Below are 23,414 nucleotides of genomic sequence, written 5' to 3'. Positions count from 1 at the left end.
ATTATTGCGGAGTAGCCGATGAGCAAATCCGTGGAACTCACGGTTGACAAGGTAATCAAGGGTGGCCTTGGCCTGGGGCGGTTGTCCGATGGCCAGGTGGTCATGGTGCCGCGCGTGCTGCCTGGGGAACAGGTGCGGGTTCGGCTGCGCCGTCAGCACAAGCAGTACCAGGAAGCGGATCTCTTGGAAGTGCTTGTGCCCTCGGAGCACCGGATACCTCCCGTTTGCCCGGTGTACGACACCTGCGGCGGCTGCGATTTCCAGCACGCCACCTACGACGAGCAGCTCCGCTTGAAAAACGGAATCCTTGGGGAAACCCTTTGTCGGGCCGGGTTGTGTAGGGAGGAAGCTCTCCCCGAAATTTTGAGCACACCCCTGGCCTCGCCCAAGCCCTTTGGCTACCGGCAACGGATTAGATTACAGGTGGCGCAGGGAGTGGTGGGGTATTTCGGCCGCCAGAGCCACAGCCTGATCCCTGTTTCCCGATGCCCCCTGGCCGGAGAGGCCATCAATTCGGTGCTTGCCGAGCTTTTAAAGAGCAGACCGTTCCAGTCCCTTATGAACTTGGCCTCGGCCATCGAGCTGCTCGAAAATCCCGCCCACAACTCGGTCATCCTGCTCATCCACTACACCAGAAAAACCCGGCCCGCCGAGCACCAGGGGGCCAAACTCTTATGTCAGACGTTGCCCAAGCTTGAAGCAGTGATCTTCAGCGTGGAAGGCCAGGCCAAGGGACCGTATTTCACCGAGAGAGGAGAGGTTCAGCCCAACGAGCTGCGGGTGGAGTTTTCCCTGCCTGGTGAGCTGTGCGGTCAGCCCTTGACCCTTGGCCTGGAACCAGGGGGGTTCTGTCAGGTGAATCTCGGTCAGAACGAAAACTGCATCAAACTGCTGCTCGAGTGGACAAGGGAGATGCAGCCCGGTAAGGCACTGGATCTCTTCTGCGGCATGGGCAATTTCTCCCTTCCCCTGGCCATGCAGGGTTGGGAGGTGACCGGCATGGACATGCAGCGCTCCACCATCCGCAGCGCCGTGCGCAATGCCGAGGCAGCAGGAGTTGCCGACCGCTGCCGGTTCAGCCAGGAAAGCGCCACCAAGGCGGCCAGACGTCTGCTCGCTGAAAAGGCCACCTTTGACTGCCTTCTCCTCGACCCGCCCCGTTCCGGCTGCGCCGAACTCATTCCCCTGCTGCCCGGCCTTGCCGCCCGGCAGATCATCTACATCTCCTGCGACCCCGCCACCCTGGCCCGCGATCTGGCCGGGCTTATCCAGGCCGGTTACCGGCTGGCCGAAGTCCGGCTGGTGGACATGTTTCCGCAAACCGCCCATCAGGAAACCATGGTGAGGCTGGAGCGGGAATAGGAGAGTTCCCTGGCGAGGGGAATTCAGTCTTGTTTTTCTTTTGACTTCCCGTATCCTATCCCATAGGATCGCAATATGTGGAAATCAACTTATTACACTGTTTGGGTCTTATGAAGCCACTGGCACCAATATCCGACTCCGTCGATGATGATTGGCGCTTGCATGCCACTGCTCGCTTGACGGAAGATTGGGCGAATCCTTGGACAGGACAACTTGTACCCAAGGGATCGCGCCTCACTGTCTCATCAGTCATTCAGCTCACAAAGAAGAAGCAACTTACTCTCCCGTTGCCGAACGCTACTGCGTTACTGCTAAATTCATCAGCAAACGCATTCGCTGCCGCCCGTGCAATCCGAAACTCGAACAATATAGATAAGCCTCTTTTATCTGAAGTCTGGTTCCAATCAGACCAGGAAGCCTTCGACTACCTTGAAAGAATGATTGAAGCGGTTGTCTTGGCGTTCACAGCATTGGAAGCATTTGTTAACGAGTCCATCTCTGAAGATTTTGTTTATGCTCGCCACGCACGGAGTAGTATCGTGCTGGAGGCGACGAACAAATCCAACATCGAGCGTTATATCTCCATTGACGAGAAACTCACATCTGTTTTGCCAGAAGTCTTGAAATGCTCCTCTCCAAAAGGCTCACGTAGTTGGCAAGGCTACAAGCAACTCAAGACAACAAGAGATCGTCTCATTCATATGAAAACCGAGGACCGCAAATCATCTGGTGCTGAAGTGGATACAGTTTGGAAGGCTTTGTTTCTTACTCCCGCACCGCATCTTACCGTAAAAGGGATAATTAATCATTTTACCAAGAAAATGCCGAGTAAACCGGGCTGGCTTTCACGGTTTCCCCATACAAAGGTCTAACTTGTGCTGGCTGTCGCGGGCTCCGGCCCCATTTTGCGCTCGTTTTGTTTCGCCAAATATCTCCCCTTAAACCTTCGGGAATTCCGGAGACAGCTCCTTAATAGGCCGATCTCAGCCGCACCGTATGGGTTCGCTGAATTTTTTCTGCAAGTAATGAGAGGAACTGATGCAAAAACAGGTTAGCCGTTGTCCTTGGGTTGATCTCACCAAAAAAGATTACCTTGATTATCACGACCGAGAATGGGGTGTTCCTGTTCACGATGATCGACGCTTGTTCGAATTCCTCACCTTGGAAGGTGCCCAGGCAGGGTTGAGTTGGTACACCGTGCTGCGCAAACGGGAAAATTATCGCCTCGCCTTTGACCACTTCGACCCGGAAAAGGTGGCGCGATATGACGAACATCAGGTGGCAGCGCTTCTGGGCAATCCCGGCATTATCCGCAATCGGCTGAAAATACTTGCCGCAATCAATAACGCCCAAAGGTTTCTTGAGGTCCAGGAGGCATTCGGCAGTTTTGCCGCCTATATGTGGCGGTTTGTTGAGGGCAGGCCGATGGTGCATGAAATTAGAACGCTAAACGATTACCCGGCAGCCAGCCCGGAATCAGAGGCGATGAGCAAGGACCTGCGCCAGCGAGGGTTTAAATTCGTGGGCTCCACGATTTGCTATGCCCATATGCAGGCCATTGGCATGGTGAACGATCACAGCATGGATTGTTTCCGCAGGCAGGAGATCATTGCGACCTATGCTGGGATGGAGATCTGAGTATTCCGGAGGAGCCACAGGAGGGCGCATTTCAGGTTATAAGTTGCACCGCGCCAAATATTTTTTACAGATAAGAATTTTAGATTATAATCTGAAGGACCCTATTGTCTCCCCTTTGAATGTTAACCAGAAAAAAGGAGCAAGATGAAAGTCCAAATCGAATCAATCTTCCCGTCAAGTGAATCCCCGCGCTACCTGTTCGGCAAGATCGGCAAGAAAAGCACCGATGAATATGTGGTGTTCTCGCCGATGGATAATGGGTCGGATTTTTGCTTTGATCTCAACGATATCGTTAAATTTGTCAAGGTATCCCAGGGGCCGGTTGAGGCAATAAATCAAACCAAGAACAAAACCGCCTTGGTCGGCATCCACGATATCTGTATTAACAAAGACGTAATCAGGGTGCGATACGATGCGCAATTCCCCTGAAATCGGCCGGTAACAACCAATCTTTGCAAATATCAGTCCTTGCGCCTCCCCTTGGCCCCGTGCAGGGCACCAAGCAGCTCCAGCACCTGATCCCTGGTGTTTTTCGGCTGGTTGAGGAGGAGGACAAAACTGTCCAGCCCGTGCACTCCGGCAAAATATCCTCCATACCCGTACACCCCGGTCATGGTGCCGGATTTGCGCAGGCAGTTGTTCTCAAAGGGGAGCAGCCCGGCATGGGGCTTGAATGCCTCCAGAATGACGAGCATCCCTCTGGGCGTCACCCGGTTCTGTCGGGAGAGGCCGGAACCTTCGCGAACCACGATATCCTTTTCTGAAAGCCCCAACTTGTTGCGATACAATCCGGTCATGGCCCGCTGGCCCTTGTCCCAGGTGGCGGGCCAGCCGTACTCTTTGGCGCCCATGGCCAGGAAAAGCTGGTTGGCGATGAAGTTGTTGGAATACTTGAGCAGTCCGGTCAACACCTCGTCCAGACTCTTGCTTGAGGCGTGCTCGTACAGCGGCTTGAGCCCTTCCGGCACCGGGCCGGGGATGATCTCCCCGCGCACCGTCACCCCTTGTTTTTTGAACATGGCAACGAACAACTCCCCCACATAACGCAGGCTTTGATTGCCAATGGCCGTGGCATTGATCCGGTGATTGCCGGGTGGAAGCCCTTGCGCCAGCTCGCGCATGAGCGGCAGGGTAGGGGTCTGCTCTTCGCCGGAGCGCACGCTGCCGTCCGCACCTTTGATAAGATTGATGGTGTTGAAGTTCACCGCCAGGCAGCTGTTCTGGGCATCGTAGGGATTGAGGGTGTTGGTGGAGCCGTCGGTTCCGTTCTCAAGCCGGCAACCGCTGTCGTCAACAATGAGGTTGCGGATTGAGGAAAGGCCGCGGCTGCGGAGCGTGGCAACGATCTTGGCCACCTCTTCGGAAACCAGCAGCGGGTCAGCCAGCCCCTGAATGTACAGGTCCTGGTCATTGTTGAGATAAAACCGGGTGCTGAAGCGGTACTCCTTGCCAAGAATCTGGATGGCGGCCAGGGCCGTGCCGATTTTCTGCACGCTGGCCGGCATGAACTGGCTGTCGGCGTTCTGTTCGTAAATAATAGCCCCGTTTCTGGTGACGATGAGGCCGCCGTTTTCCACCAGAGTTTCCAGGGACTGACCTGCCCCGGCCCAGAGCGAACCGGGCAGGGCGAGAGACACAAACAGGCCGAGAAAAAAAACGCGCCGCATTCCCCTCGATTGCCAAAGCAGGGATGCGACGCGCAGGATTGCCATGATCAGTTTCAGGCTCAGATCTTCGGCAGGTGCTTCTTTGCCTCGGCCACTGCCTCGGCGGGATACTCGAAGTTTTGCAGCTCTCCGGCGAAGTATTTGTCGTAGCTGGAAAGATCAAGCAGGCCGTGGCCGGAAAGGTTGAAGAGGATGGTTTTGGGTTCCTTCAGGTCCTTAGTGGCCTCGATGATCGCCGCCCGCACCGCGTGGCAGGACTCGGGCGCTGGGATGATCCCCTCGGTCTGGGCGAAAAGCACCCCGGCCTCAAAGCATTCCACCTGATTCAAAGCCGTGGCCTCCATCAGATTTTCCCGGAGCATGGCGCTGACAATGGGGGACATGCCGTGATACCGCAACCCTCCGGCATGGATGCCCGGCGGCATGAAATCGTGGCCCAGGGTATACATGTAAAGAAGCGGGGTGCGCTCGGAAACATCGCCGAAATCATAGGCATAGATGCCCTTGGTGAGCGAGGGGCAGGAGGCAGGCTCCACCCCGACCAACCGGATATTCTTGCCTGCCAGCTTGTCGGGCAGGAAGGGCGCGGCCAAGCCGGCAAAGTTGGAGCCGCCGCCGCAGCAGCCGATGACCACATCCGGGGTCTCGCCGATCAGGGCCAACTGCTTCTTGGCCTCCAGGCCGATCACGGTTTGATGCAGGCAGACGTGGTTTAAGACCGAACCCAGGGCGTACTTGGTATCCTCGCGGGAAACCGCGTCTTCCAAGGCTTCGCTAATGGCGATCCCCAAGGAGCCGTTGCTCTTGGGATCCTTGGCCAGAATGGCCCGTCCGGTGGGGGTATCCGGGCTGGGGCTGGCCACGATCTCCGCGCCGTAGGTGTTCATCATCGATTTACGGTACGGTTTTTGGTCGTAGGAAACCCGCACCATGTACACCTTGCACTCCAGGCCGAACTTCTGGGCGGCAAAGGCCAGGGCGCAGCCCCACTGGCCGGCCCCGGTCTCGGTGGCCAGGCGTTTGACGCCTTCCCGCTTGTTGTAATAGGCCTGGACCACGGCGCTGTTGGTTTTATGGCTGCCAGAAGGGGAGACCCCTTCGTACTTGAAATAGATCTTCGCCTTGGTGCCCAGCTTTTCTTCCAGAAAATTGGCGCGCACCAGGGGGGAGGGGCGCCAGATGGACCAGATATCCTGGACCTCTTGGGGGATATCGATCCAGCGCTTGTCGCTCATCTCCTGTTCCAGCAGCCCCATGGGGAAGATGGGCGCCATCAGGTCCGGGGTCAGCGGCTGTTTGGTGGCAGGGTTCAGGGGAGGAGGCATGCCGCCGGGCATGTCGGTCATGACGTTGTACCATTGGGTGACGCGATCTTCATCGGGAAGAAGGATCATTTTTTTCATGGCGTTTTCCTTGATTTTGGCGAATAGTTTGCAGGTAGTGACAGCTCCACAGCCTGGGTCTGTCCTTTTGGAAAAACGTACGTATTTACCCATGAATAGTATTTTTTAAAAGCCTTTTTTGTCATAGTCAGCCATTGTTTTTTTGTGCCGCATCCCTTTCGGAGCCAGGCAGTCACAACCACAACCTTCAGAAAAAGGAGAAACCGCATGACTAAAACCGAGAAGAATCTTTGGGCGGCCTTTGCCGGGGAATCGCAGGCAAACCGCAAGTATCTGGCCTTTGCCGATAAGGCCGACAAGGAAGGATTCAGGCAGGCGGCCAGGCTGTTTCGCGCCGCAGCCCACGCGGAAACCATCCACGCCCATGCCCATCTCCGCGCACTCAAGGCCATCGGTGATACCGCCGCCAACCTCAAAGAGGCCATCGGCGGGGAAACCCATGAGTTTCAGGAGATGTATCCGGACATGATTGCCGCGGCCAAGGAAGAAGGGCACAAGGCAGGCGAGCGCAGCTTCAGCTATGCCAATGAGGTGGAGAAAATCCATGCCGCCCTGTACCAGAAGGCTCTGGACAGTTTGGACAGCAAGGAGGAGACAGACTTTCATGTCTGTTCGGTGTGCGGCTATACCTGCGAGGGCGAGGCCCCGGAAAAATGTCCGGTGTGCGGGGCCAACAAAAAGGCTTTTGACAAGATTGCCTAGTTTACCCGTGGCGATCGCGCTGAAGCAAGGAGCTTGCCGTGTTTCTCACTGAGTCGCCCACCGAGCTGACCACAGGCGTCACCGATGCCCTGCTGACCATGGAGTGCCTGGTGATCATGGTCTGCCTGCGACGTGCGGCGCCAGTGGGTCATTGGCGGGCCAGGCTGTGGTCCTGGGTCTTCGGCCTCCTGGCGCTTTCGGCCCTTCTCGGGGCTGTGGTGCATGGCCTCATGCTGCCGAGTTCCACGCGAGCCGCGCTGTGGCTGCCGCTGTACCTGAGTTTGGGCGTTCTCGTGGCGCTGTTCATGGTGGGGGCTATTTATGACTGGCAAGGGCGAACAGCAGCGAGGCGCCTCATCCCCTGGAGCATCGGGGTGGGAGTCGCCTTTTTCGGCTTGACCCAGTTTTTTAGCGGGGGGTTTGGTCTCTTCGTCGTTTACGAGGCGATGGTGATGGTGAGTGCGCTGGCAATCTACTGGCGTCTTGCCGCCACTGGCCGGTTGAAAGGGGCCGGAGTCGTTGCCGCCGCCATTGTGCTCAATCTCTTGGCCGCGGGGTTGCAGGCGAGCCATGTCTCGGCTCGCCTGCTCTTCCAGTTCGACCACAATGGAATCTTTCATCTTGTGCAGATGATAGCCACCGCGATGCTCGGACTCGGATTGGGCCTCGGGATGCAAGACGAGGCCCGGGGGGTGTTCCCCGAACCAGAAGGGGCAGCAAACAGGAGCCAGCCGATCAGCTCAAAGATGAAACAAACATAATCGACGGCTGGCTCCTGCTATTTTTCGTAAAAATCAAGAATGCTTTCCACCAGGGCCGGGATGGTATAGGTCTTTGGCTGCACGTCGATGGTCAGCCCGGCCTTTTTTGCGGTTCTCGCGGTGATCGGGCCAATGGTCGCCACCTTGACCCCGGCCAGCAGGCTATCCCGCTCCGGCCCCAGCATCTCCAAAAAGTTGGTTACCGTAGACGAGCTGGTGAAGGTGACCATGTCGATCCCGCCTTCGGCCAATTCCTGGCGCACCAGATCATAATCCTTGGGCCGGACATTCTGATACACCGGCACCACCGCCACCTCAGCCCCGTTCTCCTCAAGAATCTCCGGCAGAACCTCCCGGGCCTTCTTGGCGCGGGGCAGCAGCACTTTACAGCCCTTGACTCCCTGCGCCACCATGCTGGCGGCTAAACCCTCGCCGGTGAATTCCTCGGGCACCAGATCGGCGGCAAGGCCGTATTCCTTCAATATCTCCGCCGTGGATGTGCCGACCACGGCGATCTTTGGCCCGGCCAGGGCTCGGCAGTCCATGCCCAGTTCAAAAAGCCTGGTAAAGAAGAAGCGGATGGCGTTGATGCTGGTAAAGACCAGCCACTGGTAATCGCCCAGCCGGTTTAATTCCGCATCCAAAGGCTCCCAGCTGTCCGGCGGCGCCAAGGCGATGGTGGCCCCTTCCACGCAGTCCGCCCCCTGATCTTCCAAGAGGCGAACCAGCTCGCTGGCCTGTTCGCGGGTCCGGGTCACCAGGATACGTTTGCCGAACAGCGGCCTTTTCTCGAACCAGTTGATGGTATCGCGCAGCTTGACCACCTCGCCCACCACGATGAGGGCAGGCGGCTTGATCTTTTCTTTTTTGACCACCTCGGCGATGGTGGCCAGGGTGCCGACCACAGACTGTTGGATCGGGGTGGAGGCCCAACGCACCACCACCACCGGGGTCTCCGGGTCACGGCCATGCTTGATCAGATTTTCGGTGATAAAGGGCAGGTTCTTGATCCCCATGTAGAAGACCAGGGTGCCGATGCCGGTGGAAATCTTGTCCCAGGCGATATTGGAGGTTTCCTTGGTGGGGTCTTCGTGGCCGGTGATAAAGGCCACCGAAGCGGTGTACTCCCGATGGGTAATGGGCACGCCCGCATAGGTGGCGGCGGCGGTGGCCGAAGTCACCCCCGGCACCACCTCAAAGGCGATGTTGTGTTTGGCTAGCTCTTCAAGCTCCTCTCCGCCCCGGCCGAAGATGAAGGGGTCGCCGCCTTTGAGCCGCACCACGATCTTGCCGGCGCTGGCATGATCCACCAAAATCTGGTTGATCTCCTCCTGGGTATGGGCGTGGCACTCGCCGCCTTTTTTTCCGGCGTAGATCAGCTTGGCATCCTTGGGCACGAACTTGAGCAGCTTGGGGGTGGCCAGATAATCATAGACCAGAACCTCGGCCCGTTTAAGAAGCTCCAGCCCCTTCACCGTGATCAGGGTGGGGTCGCCGGGGCCTGCGCCTATGAGATAGACTTTGCCTCTGGAACGTGTCGTCTTTTTGTCGCTGTGTGCTGTCATAATTCTTCTCAATAAAAAAACCGGCCAGGCCGGTTTTGGTTGTGGCGCCCGGTTATGGTAAGCGTCTTATTGCATCTCGTGGCCGTAAACCTCGGAAAGGATCTCTCTGCCGCCTTCGGCCAGCAGCTTTTCCGCCAGCCGCACCCCCAACCCCTCGGGATCGGTGGTATCGGCGCGCAATTCAAGCCGCACCATTTTTTCTCCGGTTACGGAAGAGACCAGCCCGGTCATTTCCAGGGTCTTGCCCCCGACAACCCGGGCAAACCCGGCGATTGGCACCTGGCAACCGCCTTGAAGCCGGTGGAGAAAGCCGCGTTCCGCGCGAACCGCCAGAGAGGTTTCCTGGTGGTCCATGAACAGCAGCCCGGCCAGCAGCTTCGCATCGGCATGGCGCAATTCAATGCCCACCGCGCCCTGGGCCACGGCAGGCAGCATCTCTTCTTCCGTGAAAAAAGACTTGGCCCGGTCGCTGAGCGACAAACGGTTCAGACCGGCGGCGGCCAGGATAATCGCATCGTACTGGCCTTCGTCGAGTTTGCGCAGCCGGGTGTCCAGATTGCCCCGCAGATCTTCAATGACCAGATCGGGCCGGATATTGGCAAGCTGGGATTTACGCCGCAGACTGCTGGTGCCAACTTTGGCGCCCAGGGGCAGCTCGCGGCAGGTGGTGCATTTGTTTGAGATAAAGGCGTCAAACGGGTTTTCCCGCTTGGTGATGATGCCGATGTGCAACCCCTCGGGCAGTTCGGCAGGCACATCCTTCATGCTGTGGACCGCGATATCCACCTCGTTTTTGAGCAGAGCCTCTTCGATTTCCTTGACGAACAACCCCTTGCCGCCCACCTTGGCCAGGGGCACATCGAGAATCTTGTCGCCCTTAGTGATGATCTTCACCAGTTCAACCGAGGTTTCCGGGTAACGGGCCTCAATCAGACCTTTGATCCAGGTGGATTGAGTCAGGGCCAGCAGGCTTGCCCTGGTGCCGATTCTAATTATTTTCTGCATCAACTGCTCCCCTGTTGTTGGTTATCACACAGACCCCTCTGCTGTTTTAATGACAGGTGCTGCAACTTCCGCCGGCACAGCCGGAACACTTGGAGCCGCCCGGGCTGTCGGAAGCACCCTTGCCGCTGGTGCGGCTGGCAAAGGTGGACATCTGCTTGGTCAGTTCCGTGCTGCCGCATTGCGGACAGACCGGCTGCTCCTTGCCCATGATCAGAGCCTCGAAGGCATGTCCGCAGGCGCGGCAGACAAAATCATGCAACGGCATGGATTCGACTCCGTTCTTTATCTTTTTTTCGCTAATTGCGCAAGATAAGTCATCCGCCCAGCTCACTTTCCTGGAGATGGTCGAGTAGGGTGGCGGCCAGAAGCGGGATCAGAAGCTCGTGGTGGCCGATGATGTTGTAGCCCTTGCCGCCGCCCATGGTCGGCCGGTTCACCACGTTGGTCATGGTGCGGTAATGGCGGATGAAGTCGAAGTTGGCGGTGGTGAAGTTGTTCACCACATGCCCCAGGTTACGGGCCAGGGTGAGGGCCTTTAAAAAGACCTCGGGCAGGAGCACGGCGGAACCGAAGTTGAGGTAGGCCCCGCCTTCCAGATCGGCAACCAGGGAGCAGAACAACCGGAAATCCTGATGGCTGGTCTGGCCGATGGCCGCGCCGTTTGCGGAAGGATGGATATGGACGATGTCGGTGCCCATGGCCACATGGACGGTGAGCGGAATCCCCAGCCGCTTGGCTGTGGCCAGCAGGCTCATATGGTTATAAGGAAAATCCTGGGCCAGCAGATATTCACCCAGCCCCGCGCCCAAACCCAGCCCTTTCTCCGCGCCCTGGTTGATCCCGGCGTTGACCACCTCGCCGGTTTCCTTGGCCGCGCCAAAAGCGCCGCTGCCCAGCACGTCGCCGACCTCTTCGGAAGTGCGGCCCACCATGGCGATCTCGGTGTCATGGACGATGCCGGCACCGTTGAGGGCAATGGCGCTGATGATGCCCCGCTCCATGAGATCGATGAGGATGGGGTTCAACCCCACCTTGATCACATGGGCGCCCATGCCGACCACGATGGGCCGCGCATTTTTGTGGCTTGCAGCCAGCCGGTCGACCAACTCGGGGAAATCCAGCCCCAAAAGCTGCTCGGGCAAGGAGGCGATGAATTCCTTGAGCGTGGAGCCGGGCGCCAGCGGTTTGGCAAAATTATCCACCGTAACCTTGCTGTAACGGCCGTGGATCGAATAGGTGTTGAGTCCGGAAAAATCCAGGGGCTGGTATGTTTTCATGGGGTTATCGCTATGTTGGGGGTCAAGCGGAAACGCCGCGGCCGTACAGGGCCTCGTCCACAATCTGGCAGAGCAGGTGCTCGACCCAGAGATGCGCTTCCTGAATGGCCGGGGTTACCTGCGAGGGGACGTTGATGGTCAGGTCGGCCAGGCCGATCAGTCTGCCGCCGTCCTTGCCGGTGAGCACCGCGGTTTGCACGCCCAGGCTCTTGGCCGCCTCCACGGCCTTAATGACATTGGGCGAGTTGCCGCTGGTGGAGATACCCAGGGCCAAATCGCCCTCCTTGCCCAAGGCCAGGATCTGTTTGCTGAAGATATCATCAAAGGAAAAGTCGTTGCCGATACTGGTGAGAATGGAGCTGTCCGTGGTCAGAGCGATGGCGGCCAGGGGAGGCCGGTCGATCATGAAGCGGTTGACGAACTCGGCCGCCATGTGCTGGGCATCGGCGGCGCTGCCTCCGTTGCCGAAGATCATCAGTTTGTTGCCACGTTTGATGGCGTCGATCATCCACTGGGCCAGCTGTTTGATGGCGCCCATCTGGGTGGCAACCAGCGCTTCCTTGGCGGCAATGGAGTGCTTCAGGCTTTCAGTGATAAGACGGTCCATGGATACCTCTGGGAATTAAGGGGCTAAGAGCAAAAAAAGTTGGCGGAAGATTAGTACAGAGAAGGTTCTTTGTCAACAAACAGGGATAATTGAACATGCGAGCCCAGAAGTAAGCGAGCACAGGGTGCCGCAGATGCGCGTGTCAATTGTCGGCAGAAGTGCCGACCAAGAGGCCTGCCCGCTATACAGCAAGTATGCGGGCAGGCCGATGACAGCTAAGCGAGCGCAGCGAGACTGCGAAGCAGATGCGGTGCCATGTGATCGCTTACACGCTCAGACGCATGCTGATATCCATGGCCTTGGCGGAATGGGTGAGCGCCCCCACGGAAATGAGATCAACCCCGGTTTCGGCGATCTCCCGGACATTGGCCAGCTTTACCCCGCCGGAGGCCTCCACCAGGGCGCGGCCGCCAATCAGGCTCACGGCCTGGTGCATCAGGGCAGGGGCCATATTGTCGAGCATGATGATCTCGACCCCGCAGGCCAGACATTCCTCCACCTGGGCGAGATTTTCGGTCTCGACCTCGATCTTCAGGGTGTGCGGCGCCTTGTCCCGCAGGGTCTGCACCGCCTGGGTAATGGAGCCGCAGGCGGCGATATGATTGTCTTTAAGCAGGATGCCGGCGGCCAGGCTGAAGCGGTGATTATGCCCCCCGCCGACCCGGACCGCGTATTTTTCAAAAGCCCGCAGACCGGGGGTGGTCTTGCGGGTGTCGATGATCCTGACCGGCAGCCCCTCGACCTCCTGGACAAAGGCGGCGGTCAGGGTGGCGATGCCGCTCAGCCGCTGCACCAGATTGAGGGCCACCCGTTCGGCGCTGAGCAGATCCCGCACTGGACCATGGGCGGAAAAGATCAGTTCACCGGGGTGGGCCGTCTCGCCATCTTTTTTCAAAGCCGTACAGACAATTTTGGGGTTGCGGGTAGTAAAAACCAGGGGAGCTATCTCATCGAGCCCTGCCGCCACGAACTCTTCCTTGGCGACGAATACGGCCTTTCCCTCCTGAGTCGGCCCAAACACCGAATCGGTGGTGATGTCGCCCAGGCCGATGTCTTCCTCAAGAAACTGCTGCAGCTGCCTTGTCACTTGTGTATCCATAATTCTCTCCCGAACCGCCATTATCTTTGTTGTGCGGAAGCCTCTTGATATCTGCCCCACGTGCCCCATGTCAAGAAGAAAGGCGGCTATCCAGGCGATTCATTGCTTTATAACTTATTGAGTCGTGTCGCGGACCTGGGACTTTGTGAGGTTGTTGCGAGACCTCCAATGTTTGCTGGCAAATTGGCCATCCCTATGGTACAGAGAGATTCTGTTTGAGTAAAGTCAATGACTTCGGGAGGTTGGATGCTGGATTTTTCCGTGCTCAATATTTTTCTGCTGGTCCTTGGCGGGGGGGTAGCCGGGTTTATTAATACCCTGGCCGGCGGCGGCTCCTTTCTCACCATTCCCCTCCTGATGGTCCAATAAATCATGTTCACCTTTCTCCATGCCGCGGATATCCACCTCGACAGCCCGTTGCGCGGCCTGGAGGCCTACGCCGATGCTCCGGTGGAGCAACTCCGCCAGGCAACGAGAAGGGCGTTCGATAACCTGATCGACCTGGCCATTGAAGAGCAGGCCGCCTTTATCCTCCTGGCCGGCGATCTCTACGACGGGGAGTGGAAGGATTACAATACCGGCCTGTTTTTCATCGACCGGCTCTCCCGGCTGCGCAAGGAGAAGATCCGGGTGTTCCTGGCCTCGGGCAACCATGACGCGGCAAGCCAGATCACCAAGGCCCTGCGTCTGCCGGACAATGTCCACCTCTTTTCCACCAAACAGCCCGAAACCGTAACCCTCGAAAACTTGGGGGTGGCGGTGCATGGCCAAGGCTACGACAAAAGAGCTCTGACCGAAAACATCGCCCGCAACTATCCCCCGGCATTCCAGCATTATCTCAACATCGGCCTGCTCCACACCTCGCTTACCGGCAGACAGGGCCATGAGCCCTATGCCCCATGCTCCCCCGATGATTTGAGGGCCAAAGGCTACGACTACTGGGCTCTTGGCCATGTCCACATCCGCGAGGAAGTGAGCCGATCGCCCTGGATCGTTTTTCCCGGCAATATCCAGGGCAGGCATATCCATGAAGCCGGAGCAAAAGGGGCTACCCTGGTGCGGGTGGAGGAAGGGCGCATCGCCTCAGTCGAGCACCGCGATCTTGACGTGCTGCGCTGGTCCATGTGCCGAGTTGATCTCGCCGCCTGCGCCACAATGGACCTGGCCATTGTGGCGGTCCGGCAGGCGATGGAAAGGGAGCAAGCCAACGGTGACGGAAGGCCTCTGGCAATCCGGTTGCAGCTGATTGGCGAAAGCCCGCTCCATGCCGAGCTGCACAGAGATTCCGCAGCGTTGACCGAGGAGTTTCGCGGGCTTGCCGCAGGAATCGGCGAGATGTGGCTGGAAAAAGTACAGTTTGCCACCCGGCGGCCCGTGGCGCTTGCCGAAAGCCTGGGGACGGAAACACCCATGGCGGATTTGGTCCAGGTTATCGATCGCCTGGATTTTCAGCCGGCAACGCTCCTGGAACTGATCCCGGAAATCGGAGTACTCCAAAGCAAATTACCGCCGGAACTTGTGCATGAAGGTGGACTTTTTCCCACATCCACGGAAGATACCTCCAACCTCTGCGAAGAGGTCAAGGAAATGCTCATCGCCAGACTGCTGGGGCAGGGGGGAAGTCGATGAGGATTTCCAGACTTGAACTCAAGGCCTTTGGCCGGTTCACCGACCGTACCCTGGAGCTGGGCCCCGGCCTGCACATCGTGCACGGCCCCAACGAGGCGGGGAAAAGCACCACTCTCAGGGCGCTCAAGGCCTGGCTTTTCGGTTTTCCCGAAAGAACCCACGATAATTTTCTCCACGCCAACGAGCAATTGCAGGTGGGCGGCTGCCTTCAGGCGGAAGATGGCCGGGAGCTTGTCTTTTACCGACGCAAAAAGAGAAAGGCGGATATTCTTGACCCGGATGGGAACCCGCTTGAGGCAAGTGCGCTCGCCGCTTTTCTCCCCATGGCCGAGCAGGCAATTTTTGAATCACTGTATGGCCTGAGCCACGAGGATCTCATCCGGGGCGGGGAAGACATCCTGGCCCAAAAGGGCGAGGTGGGCCAGGCCCTGTTCTCGGCCGGAGCAGGAATCTCCTCGCTGCGCGGAGTTCTCGCCGGGCTGGAGAGCGAGGCCGAGGCCCTGTTCACGGCGCGCGGAACAAAGCGAGAGATCAACGAAGCCCTGGCAGCCTATAAGGAAACGCAGCGGATCGTACGGGAAACCTCCCTTTCCAGCCGGGAGTGGCAGGAGCTCAACAACAGCTTGACCGAGGCGCAGGCAGCCCTGCAGACCATTGAAGAACACCAAGGAGCAAAAGAACGGCGCAGACGACAACTGGAGCGCATCCAGCAGTTGCTGCCCCAGCTTGCCCTGCGCAATGCCCTGCGGCAGCAACTTGCCGAATTGGGGGAGGTTGTGGAGCTGTCGGATAATTTTTCCTCCCGACGCCAGGAGGTTGAGAGAACGCTTCATTCCATAGGCCATAAAGAAACCAGCCTTGTGGCCAAACTTGCAGCGATGCAGGAAAAAATGACGGCAGTCACCAATCGCCAGCCACTGATCGATGCAGAGGATGCCATTGAAGAACTGCACCAGCGTTTGGGGGAATACAAAAAAGGTAGGGAAGACCGGCCCCGCCTTGAAGGTATGCGGATCAGCAACAAAGGCGAGGCTGCGGAATTTCTCAAACTGGTGCGCCAGGATATCCCTTTGGAGCAGGTGGAGTCCCTCCGGGCTGTTTCCGGACGAAGAAAGATCACCGGGCTTCTGGCCGCTAAGCACGAAGGCTTGCAGCAGGGCCTGAGCCAGTCTGAAAAACGACTGCTGGAAATTGGCGGAGAACTGGCAAGGATCGACAGGGAGCTAACCGGATTGCCTCAAGCCAAGAACGCGGCAGGACTGAGCCAGGCCCTGCGGAACGCCAGAAAATCCGGGGAAATCGATGCGGATATAGAGAACAAGATACGGGCCCTTGCAGAAAAAAGACATTTCTGTCTGCAGGCGCTGGAGAGGCTTCCCCTCTGGTCTGGCAGCCTCGATCAATTCCTTGCCCTGCGCCTTCCTCTCCCGGACACGGTCCGGAAATACGAGTCGATTTTTAATGAACATGGCGCGCGGCAGAGGGACATCCAGCAGGAACGGGAACGTCTGCACAAAAGAATGGCTGAGGTGCAAGCCGACATCCGGCAACGAGAAATCTCAGGCAACGCACCAACGGAAGAAGAGCTTGTCCTGATCCGGACCCAGCGCGACAAGGGGTGGGAGCTTCTCCGCCGGCAATGGCTCAAGGGCGAGGACCTCGCCGGGGAAGATGTTGCCTTTGCACAGGAACTGCCCCTGCCTGACGCCTATGAAAAAAAGGTGGCCCTGGCGGATACGGTGGCGGATCGTCTCCGCCACGAGGCAGACCGGGTCCAGGCCTTCGCGGCCCTGCGGGCTGAGAAACAGAGCCTGAAAGAGGCCCTTGCCGATTTGGAGAGAGAGGCGGACAAAAATAGCCTTGCCCGCACGGACTTTGCCACGGAATGGCAGGCACTGTGGGAGCCAGGCGCGATTATCCCTATGTCGCCGCCGGAGATGCTGGCCTGGCTGGGCGGAGTTACAACCATCCGACAGAGCGCGGACGAGCTGCAGGCAAACGAACGCGAGTTGACAAGGAAAAATTCGGATAGGGAAGACATCAAGTCGGCATTGCTCCAAGAACTCGCCGGACTTGGAGAGCAGAGCCCAAGGCCAACCAAGGAGCTTGAGCCGCTCCTGCTCCTTGGGGAGGCTGCTGAAAAACGACTCGCGGCTATTGAGGAGAAGCGGCAAAGGCTCCTTGAAAAGAAAATAGCCCTGGACGGGGAGCATACCCTGGCGCAAAGCGAGAAGACCCGATTCACGGAAGAATTTTGCAACTGGCGGCGGGAATGGCAGGAGGTGGTGGGCGATCTTGGGGGGAATAGGGAAATCCACCCCGCAGAGGCCGGAGATTTGCTGGAGAATCTCCACCTTTGTTTTTCCAGACTGAAAGAGGCCGACGATCTCCGCAAAAGGATTGAGGGGATTGATCGTGACACCAAAAAGTTTGAGGAAACAGCCCTGACCCTGGCGCAAAAAATTGCGCCTGCGCTCAAAGGACAACCAGCCGGGCAAATCGTGACACAGCTCAAGGCTCTGCTCAATCAGGCCAGAAACGACAGAACCCTCCAAGCCCGGTATATCCAGGAAACTGAAGAGGCCGAAGAAGAAAAGCGGAGGCTGGCGGAGGATAAGGTTCTGGCCCAGCAGCAGATCGCAGAACTTTGTTGCCTAGCCGGAAAGGTTTTACCGGAGGAACTGGAGGCGGCGGAGAAACGCTCGGCCCAGTTTCGGAGCCTTGTTGCAAGCCTCGCCCAAAGCGAAAAAATTCTGATCGAGGGCGCAGGCGGCCTTCCCCTTGCCGAATTGGAAGTTCAAGCAGCGAAGATCGACCCGGATGCACTCCCTGAAGAAATCACCCGACTGACCCAAGAAATAGAGCAGAATCTTGCCCCGGAGGGCAAGCGGCTCTCCGGGCTCATCGGGGAAAAGAAAAACCAACTCCGGCAAATGGATGGCAACGCCAAGGCCGCCGAGGCAGCGGAGCAGGGCGCCCGGTTGCTCGCAAAAATACGAAGATTGGCGGAGCGCTATATCCAGCTCAAGGTGGCCGGGCATGTACTGAAAAGCGAGATCGAACGTTTTCGCAGCGAAAACCAGGGCCCGGTGCTGGCCATCACCTCCCGATATTTCAGTGAGCTCACATTGGGCTCCTTTGCCGGATTACTGACCGATGAAAATGATCAGGGCGACCCGGTATTAGTTGGCGCGCGACCAAACGGCGCCCGGGTGTTGGTGGAGCGGATGAGCTCCGGCACAAGGGATCAGCTCTACCTTGCCCTGCGACTGGCCTCGTTGGAGTGGCGCCTTGAAGGCCATGAGCCAATGCCCTTCATCCTGGACGACATCCTGGTGAACGCCGACGATGCCCGTTCCAAAGCAGCCCTGAAAATTCTGGGCGAGTTGGCCGCCAAAACCCAGGTCATCCTCTTCACCCATCACCGTCGGATCGTTGACGAGGCGCTCCAACTCGCCCCGATCTCCGGGCTCCAGGTGCATGAGTTGGTGGCATAACGAAAGCATGTATTTTTCAGGAACATTTATCCTGCCGCGCGTGTCAGACAAGCGTGGCAGGTTTACCCTCGTCACTCAATAGTACTCAACCCCCAATTCAGGAAGGAGACTTCACGTCATGGCATCACAACCCGAGCAATCTCCCGCAAGCGGCTGTAAAAAAGAAATCGTGCTTCTCGTCGGCCTCGGCTGCCTGATCATCGGTTTTCTTTCCGGAATTGTTTTCAGTATCTACAAAACCCCGGCAGGCGGGGGGGCGGCCACGGTTGCCACCGGTCAGCCGCAAGCCCAGGCGGCAAAACTTACCGCCGAGCAGACCCAGCATCTGTTGCAGCTTGAGCTCGAGGTGCAGAAAAACCCCAACAACGTCGAGGCGTGGACCAACCTTGGCCATCTGTACTTTGACTCCGACCAGGCGGACAAGGCGATCACCGCCTACAACAAATCCCTGGCCCTGGCTCCGAATAATCCCGATGTGCTCACCGATCTCGGGGTTATGTACCGCCGGGCGGGCAATCCGCAGCAGGCCGTCGCTTCCTTTGACCGGGCGATTCAGGCAAACGCCAAACATGAAACAGCCCGATTCAACAAGGGAATTGTCCTGCTCTACGATCTCAAGGATCAGCCCGGCGCTATTGCCGCCTGGCAGGGACTGGTCAGTCTCAACCCAATGGCCACGGCGCCTAACGGCCAGTTGATCAGCGAGATGCTCAAGGAAATGCAGGACAAAAAAATGAACTGATAGGCTTTTTCGCGAGTATTGACTGCTTCTCGGAAAAAATTTCTTTGACATCAACGTGTTACAAGAATATCTTGTAGATGGATTGGGGGGAGGACACAGGCGGCATTACACGATAAGGGGGAACTTTCCCTCTGGGGCAAATCTGGTATGGGCCACGAACATCGGCGGGCAACACGGTTCAACGTCAGCATGGCGGTCACGCTCATCCTGCGCGACACGAAAAACAGGCTGGTTCTTGCCGACCCTGTGCTGGGAGCTTTGGTGGACATCTCGCTCTACGGAGCCCGCCTGTCCGTTCCCCATATCCGCACCGGCAACTATCATTTTTTTTATGCCTGTAACGATGACCCGACCAAGGTCATCCATCTCGAAGTGATCGACAAGGAGGAGGGCGACAGGCTTGTTATTCCTGCCCATCCTGTCTGGTTCGACCATGTTCTTTCCGGACCCACCAAGCACTTTGAGCTGGGACTGGAATTTCTTGTCCCCCCCGAAGACCCCAACATTGCAAGGCTGCACGCTTTTCTTGCCATACATCCCTCCCTGCACGACGGCTGGCTGAAAAAACTTTTTCGGCTTGGCTCGACCTAACCGTTCATCCAGTTTTACTACGGCTTCTTTTCCGGTTCCGGGGCCGCCTCGGGTAACACTGGAGAAAGAATATAAAACGGCAGCAGCAGTGTTCTTTTGATGATATTCACCATTCCCTCACCCACCGCGCTGGGAGGCAGAAGAGTGACCTGGGGGTCGCTTGCCTTGCCTCTGACCCCAACCGGAAAGGTGATAAGGGTGGCTGTTTCCCCACCAATGACCCGGCCCACCAGCGGTACCTTGCTGACAATGGCATCAATGGTTTTAAACGGGGAGATCATGACCACGACATCGAGATCAAAGGTGCTGAGATTCATCTTGCCCCTGGCAAAAAGATTCAATCCTTCTCCGCGCACCACCGCCTCGTCGATGATCAGGTCGTTGTCCTTCACATGGGCTTTTAAAAGAAGATCCGAGTAAGGGAAGCCCCGGGAAGAGGTCTCGGCGCCATCCCCAGTCGGACTCACCGTGAAAAGATCCGTGACGTTGACCACACTGAAAATTTTCGAAAGAAGCTTCATGCGCAGAATCCGCCCCTGATGTGAATCTATCTGCAGATGCCCCTCCTTCCAGTTGTCCAACACCCCATCCAGCCGACCATTGAGGGAAAATTCGCCTTCAATGATATCCTGTGGGTAGCCTAGACAGGGCAGGACGGTTTCAAAACGGGGCGGGATGGGACAGGCGGCGCTATTCAGGGAGAAATGGCTTACGCCAAGCTCGGGCGTGGAAAACCATTCGCCGGTGGTGTCCAGACAGCAGAGGCGGCCGTTGGTGATGAGCGCGGACAGCTGCCACTGGGGATGAATCGTGATTTCCCCCTGCAACGGTTGCCAGACCAGGCTGGAAGGTGTGCTTCCCCCCGACTTGTGATCGGAAGTGAATTGATCCACCTCAAAGGCCACGGTGCCGGTGATATTCCAAGGGGGTGTCTCCTGCCGGGGCTCCTCGGAAGAAATCGGCTTGTTTTCCTTTTCCCTGCTCCGTTTCAGGCTTTCCTGAAAATCGAGCAGGGTTTTCCTGGAGAGCGCCGGGGAGGTGAGATCAAGCTTCAAGACAAGCCCGGTGGCAACCCGGGAGACCAGCCCATTGAGCACCACGGATTCCCTCTCGTTAAAGGCACAGGCCAGGCGTCTCACCTTGAGATCTTTGCCAACCCCTGCCAGCCGAAGCTCCTGAATATCAACAAAACGACCAGCCTCCTCGTCCAGGAACCAGCGGAGATCCGTGGCTTCAAGTTCTCCGCTGAAGGCAACCTTGTTGGGATCCTGAGGCAGATAGAGCTGGAAATCTCCGGCGATTTTGCCCCGAAGCAGGTTTTTCCGCTCCAGCAGCTGGTCAACGGTTTGCTTGGATAGTTCGCCCTTCCAGGAGAAGAGAAAGGTTTCCTTGGTATGGTCCAAGAAATCCAGGGTGATCGTGGCTTCTTCCTTGCCGCCGTAAATATGCGCCTCCATTTTCAGGGGGTCGTCCTTGGCAAATTCCAGGGAGAAATCTGCCTTTGGGGGACTACTGAATATCCCTCCCGCCGGCCGGATCAGACCCTTGGCATAAGTTTTCCCTTCCTGCAAGTCGATCTGCAAGGATTCCACCTGGAAGGGGAGTTGGGGGAAAAGGGCTGGGGAAACGAGATGCTTCTCCTTAAGCCATTGTCCCAACCCCTGACCGACCTTTCCTTTCAGTGATATTTTGCCGCGCAGTGCGGCAAAAGCCTGGTGGCTCAAGGAGGCGCCCAGGGTGAAGGATTCGCCAAAGACGGAGCCGGTGGCCTCGGAAACCGTGATTTCCTTGTTCGAGAAATGCGCCTTTCCCTGTTTTATCCGGATCGGTTCCGGCAGAAATGGCGTTTCCACGGCAAGGTTTTGTAAAAAAACATCCGCATCCGCCTTCCACAGCTTGGGTTCCGAGGCCTTCCCTGAAATTGTGGTATTCCGCAGTTCTATTCTGCCGTCGGCCCGGGTGATGTTTTCGTGCAAGGCCCCACTTAGCTCCTTGAAATAGGAGAGGTCTTCCTTCTCCAGCTCTTTTGCGGCCAGCACTCCATCAAGTTGGGTTACCTCAAGAAAAACATCGTCCGGCCAGCGCACCTGCCCGGCTGTTTTCTTCACCACATGGGGGCCATAGGCGCCATGTACGTCCCGCCATTGCATCATGGGCGGGGCAATGGTCATCCCGCCGCCCTCGACGGTGAAATCCCAGGCCAGCGGTGCGTAGCGTCCCTTACCTTGCATGGTGGCAACCTCAAGGGCAACCTTGAAGTCTCTCAGGTGATCGCCAAGGTGAAGATGCCCCGTCGCCCGACCCGATACCCCGCTGAATTTGGCCAGCTCCTCCTGAAAGCGTTCGTGCGCTACGAGACGCTTTAAAACATCTGGAAGTTCGGCCAGATCGGCGTCAAGATCAACATCGAGCTTGAAGGTGAAATCATCATCCGGCAGGCCCAGAACCAGGTGGCCCTTCATGCCCCGGCTGTTGCCCATCCGGGCCTCATCGGCATCCACCATGAGCAGACCGTTTTCGATCCGTATCCTGCCCTTGGTGTTGGTCAGAACCAGTTCTCCTTCCGGGATTTTGATGGTGGCGTCAATGGCCTCGGCAGTGACGTGCATGTTGCGCACATATTCAAAATCAGCCGCCGTGCCCTTGAAGCTGTAGTTGGCCGTGCCTGCCGTGCCGCCCTGCACGATGTTGCCCACCTTTTTGGCAACCTCGTTCTCCCCCCACATGGCAAGAACCGTCTCGCGAATCCCGGTCAGATCAAGATCCTCGCCCTTGAGGTCGATCTGCCACACCGGCGCAGAGCCTGCCTTGTCTCCAGCGGCACGGTGCACCGTGCCGGCAAGTTTCAGCCCCGGCTCACGCATCTCAAATTCATTGAGCGTCAACAGCAGGTCGTCTCCATCCTTGACAAAGGCCAAATCGACAACCCCGCAGCTGACCAGAATCTTTTTATCCTTGGGGAACACCAGCAGACAGGGAGAGTCGCCCACGATCTTGCCGGAAATTTTTTCAAGCCCGCGGCCTTCAAGGTTGCCGGTGAGATTGAGCGGGGAATCGCCGGGCGCCAGTTGGCCCTGAAAAAAGGACTGGATCACGGCATGTAAATTGAAATTGCGGCAGGCAAATTTCAAGCGGTAGGAGGCATCCTCCCGAAGATACGTGCCGGAGACGGCAAGATGCTCCCCATTGGCCGGTTGACCGGAAAGATCAAAATCAACGGCGGCAAGGCTTACCGCCACGCTGCCATTCAGGGATTTCAGGGTGAGATCCCTGCTGCGCAGTTCGGGCCACTGCTTGTTGGCGGCCATCTGCAAGGTGCCGTTGCGGATCACGAGTTTCAGACCCGCAAGTTCAGGATCCGGGGGTTCGGAGAGCGCAGCCGGAAGCCGTTTTACCCCGATTTTCGCATCCACCAGGAGAACCTTGCCGATTCGGACCTGGCCGCGAAATAGGGACCACCAGTCCGGATAGACCTTGGCCATGGGGGCGATCAAGGTGGTTTCCTCGCTGGTAAAGCGGGTGTTGCGCAGGTTCAGATGGGGCAGGGGCAACCAGGCCCATTCCAGGCGGTCGGTTTGCAGGTCGCCCTCCAGTCTGGCGTTTACCTGGGCGCTCATCCGCGCCTTCAGCGTTTCAAGATCAATAAACCGCGGAAGCAGCAAGGCCGGGCCGAGGATTCCTAATAGTACAAAAACGGCGCAGGCCAGGATGACTTTGGTTCTGATACGCAGGCTGGAGATTCGTGGCAATTTCATAGGGTATCGAAGGCTGGGCCGCTGGCGGCCGGCATATGGCTTGGACTGGCTGCGAACTGAAATGGGAAACGCCCATGGCAGCTCACCAAAATATCAAAGGGAATAGTAGCATAA

General features: G+C 57.6%; 20 protein-coding genes. 11 read left to right on the top strand and 9 right to left on the bottom strand.

Features of this window, described 5'->3' with window-relative positions; translation table 11 throughout:
- The first annotated feature begins 18 nt into the window (after nucleotides 1–18).
- From rlmD to ACZ46D_RS04510, 4 genes are all read left to right on the top strand, one after another.
- Complete coding sequence (gene rlmD / locus ACZ46D_RS04525; RefSeq protein ID WP_464928845.1) at nucleotides 19–1,362, top strand: 23S rRNA (uracil(1939)-C(5))-methyltransferase RlmD; 1,344 nt, start codon at nucleotides 19–21, stop codon at nucleotides 1,360–1,362.
- A 77-nt stretch (nucleotides 1,363–1,439) separates the two neighbouring features.
- Complete coding sequence (locus ACZ46D_RS04520) at nucleotides 1,440–2,234, top strand: hypothetical protein (protein ID WP_464928844.1); 795 nt, start codon at nucleotides 1,440–1,442, stop codon at nucleotides 2,232–2,234.
- A 166-nt stretch (nucleotides 2,235–2,400) separates the two neighbouring features.
- Nucleotides 2,401–3,000, top strand: a complete 600-nt coding sequence (locus tag ACZ46D_RS04515; protein ID WP_464928843.1) for a DNA-3-methyladenine glycosylase I — start codon at nucleotides 2,401–2,403, stop codon at nucleotides 2,998–3,000.
- Nucleotides 3,001–3,144: 144 nt separating this feature from the next.
- Nucleotides 3,145–3,429, top strand: coding sequence for a hypothetical protein (locus ACZ46D_RS04510; RefSeq protein ID WP_464928842.1), 285 nt, complete (start codon nucleotides 3,145–3,147; stop codon nucleotides 3,427–3,429).
- A gap of 32 nt (nucleotides 3,430–3,461) precedes the next feature.
- Here ACZ46D_RS04510 and ACZ46D_RS04505 read toward each other — a convergent pair whose 3' ends face one another.
- Both ACZ46D_RS04505 and ACZ46D_RS04500 read right to left on the bottom strand, forming a co-directional pair.
- On the bottom strand, nucleotides 3,462–4,712 hold the full coding sequence (locus ACZ46D_RS04505; RefSeq protein ID WP_464928841.1) for a D-alanyl-D-alanine carboxypeptidase/D-alanyl-D-alanine-endopeptidase: 1,251 nt from the start codon (nucleotides 4,710–4,712) through the stop codon (nucleotides 3,462–3,464).
- A gap of 14 nt (nucleotides 4,713–4,726) precedes the next feature.
- Nucleotides 4,727–6,070 (bottom strand): TrpB-like pyridoxal phosphate-dependent enzyme, encoded by a 1,344-nt coding sequence (locus ACZ46D_RS04500; protein WP_464928840.1) that lies wholly within the window; start codon nucleotides 6,068–6,070, stop codon nucleotides 4,727–4,729.
- A 207-nt stretch (nucleotides 6,071–6,277) separates the two neighbouring features.
- On the opposite strand from ACZ46D_RS04500, the gene ACZ46D_RS04495 reads away from it, so the two are divergent.
- Nucleotides 6,278–6,772, top strand: coding sequence for a rubrerythrin family protein (locus ACZ46D_RS04495; RefSeq protein ID WP_464928839.1), 495 nt, complete (start codon nucleotides 6,278–6,280; stop codon nucleotides 6,770–6,772).
- Nucleotides 6,773–6,810: 38 nt separating this feature from the next.
- On the top strand, nucleotides 6,811–7,533 hold the full coding sequence (locus tag ACZ46D_RS04490; protein ID WP_464928838.1) for a DUF6962 family protein: 723 nt from the start codon (nucleotides 6,811–6,813) through the stop codon (nucleotides 7,531–7,533).
- Between the two features lie 17 nt (nucleotides 7,534–7,550).
- On the opposite strand, the gene cobA is transcribed toward ACZ46D_RS04490, so the two are convergent.
- From cobA to nadC, 6 genes are all read right to left on the bottom strand, one after another.
- A complete protein-coding gene (gene cobA, locus ACZ46D_RS04485; protein ID WP_464928837.1) occupies nucleotides 7,551–9,098 on the bottom strand; it encodes a uroporphyrinogen-III C-methyltransferase in 1,548 nt (515 codons plus the stop codon).
- 66 nt (nucleotides 9,099–9,164) lie between these two features.
- Nucleotides 9,165–10,103, bottom strand: a complete 939-nt coding sequence (hemC, locus tag ACZ46D_RS04480; RefSeq protein ID WP_464928836.1) for a hydroxymethylbilane synthase — start codon at nucleotides 10,101–10,103, stop codon at nucleotides 9,165–9,167.
- A 46-nt stretch (nucleotides 10,104–10,149) separates the two neighbouring features.
- Complete coding sequence (locus ACZ46D_RS04475; RefSeq protein WP_464928835.1) at nucleotides 10,150–10,368, bottom strand: FmdB family zinc ribbon protein; 219 nt, start codon at nucleotides 10,366–10,368, stop codon at nucleotides 10,150–10,152.
- Between the two features lie 49 nt (nucleotides 10,369–10,417).
- Nucleotides 10,418–11,380, bottom strand: a complete 963-nt coding sequence (locus ACZ46D_RS04470) for a GSU2086 family protein (RefSeq protein WP_464928834.1) — start codon at nucleotides 11,378–11,380, stop codon at nucleotides 10,418–10,420.
- A 22-nt stretch (nucleotides 11,381–11,402) separates the two neighbouring features.
- Nucleotides 11,403–11,987: a D-sedoheptulose-7-phosphate isomerase gene (locus ACZ46D_RS04465; RefSeq protein ID WP_464928833.1), complete on the bottom strand. Its 585-nt coding sequence runs from the start codon at nucleotides 11,985–11,987 to the stop codon at nucleotides 11,403–11,405.
- 265 nt (nucleotides 11,988–12,252) lie between these two features.
- A complete protein-coding gene (gene nadC / locus ACZ46D_RS04460; RefSeq protein ID WP_464928832.1) occupies nucleotides 12,253–13,086 on the bottom strand; it encodes a carboxylating nicotinate-nucleotide diphosphorylase in 834 nt (277 codons plus the stop codon).
- Nucleotides 13,087–13,332: 246 nt separating this feature from the next.
- Here nadC and ACZ46D_RS04455 point away from each other — a divergent pair, with 246 nt between their 5' ends.
- From ACZ46D_RS04455 to ACZ46D_RS04435, 5 genes are all read left to right on the top strand, one after another.
- Entirely contained in the window at nucleotides 13,333–13,455 is a 123-nt protein-coding gene (locus ACZ46D_RS04455; RefSeq protein WP_464928831.1) for a hypothetical protein, read from the top strand.
- A gap of 3 nt (nucleotides 13,456–13,458) precedes the next feature.
- Complete coding sequence (locus ACZ46D_RS04450) at nucleotides 13,459–14,715, top strand: metallophosphoesterase family protein (protein WP_464928830.1); 1,257 nt, start codon at nucleotides 13,459–13,461, stop codon at nucleotides 14,713–14,715.
- Entirely contained in the window at nucleotides 14,712–18,212 is a 3,501-nt protein-coding gene (locus ACZ46D_RS04445; protein ID WP_464928829.1) for an AAA family ATPase, read from the top strand. The genes ACZ46D_RS04450 and ACZ46D_RS04445 overlap by 4 nt, the downstream gene beginning before the upstream one ends.
- A gap of 118 nt (nucleotides 18,213–18,330) precedes the next feature.
- On the top strand, nucleotides 18,331–18,954 hold the full coding sequence (locus ACZ46D_RS04440; protein ID WP_464928828.1) for a tetratricopeptide repeat protein: 624 nt from the start codon (nucleotides 18,331–18,333) through the stop codon (nucleotides 18,952–18,954).
- Between the two features lie 147 nt (nucleotides 18,955–19,101).
- Nucleotides 19,102–19,545 (top strand): PilZ domain-containing protein, encoded by a 444-nt coding sequence (locus ACZ46D_RS04435; RefSeq protein WP_464928827.1) that lies wholly within the window; start codon nucleotides 19,102–19,104, stop codon nucleotides 19,543–19,545.
- Nucleotides 19,546–19,562: 17 nt separating this feature from the next.
- Here ACZ46D_RS04435 and ACZ46D_RS04430 read toward each other — a convergent pair whose 3' ends face one another.
- Complete coding sequence (locus ACZ46D_RS04430; protein ID WP_464928826.1) at nucleotides 19,563–23,300, bottom strand: AsmA family protein; 3,738 nt, start codon at nucleotides 23,298–23,300, stop codon at nucleotides 19,563–19,565.
- Nucleotides 23,301–23,414 lie beyond the last annotated feature (114 nt).

This window comes from Thiovibrio sp. Mzg5 (assembly GCF_055379285.1).
This window is presented reverse-complemented; position numbering and strand designations above follow the sequence as displayed.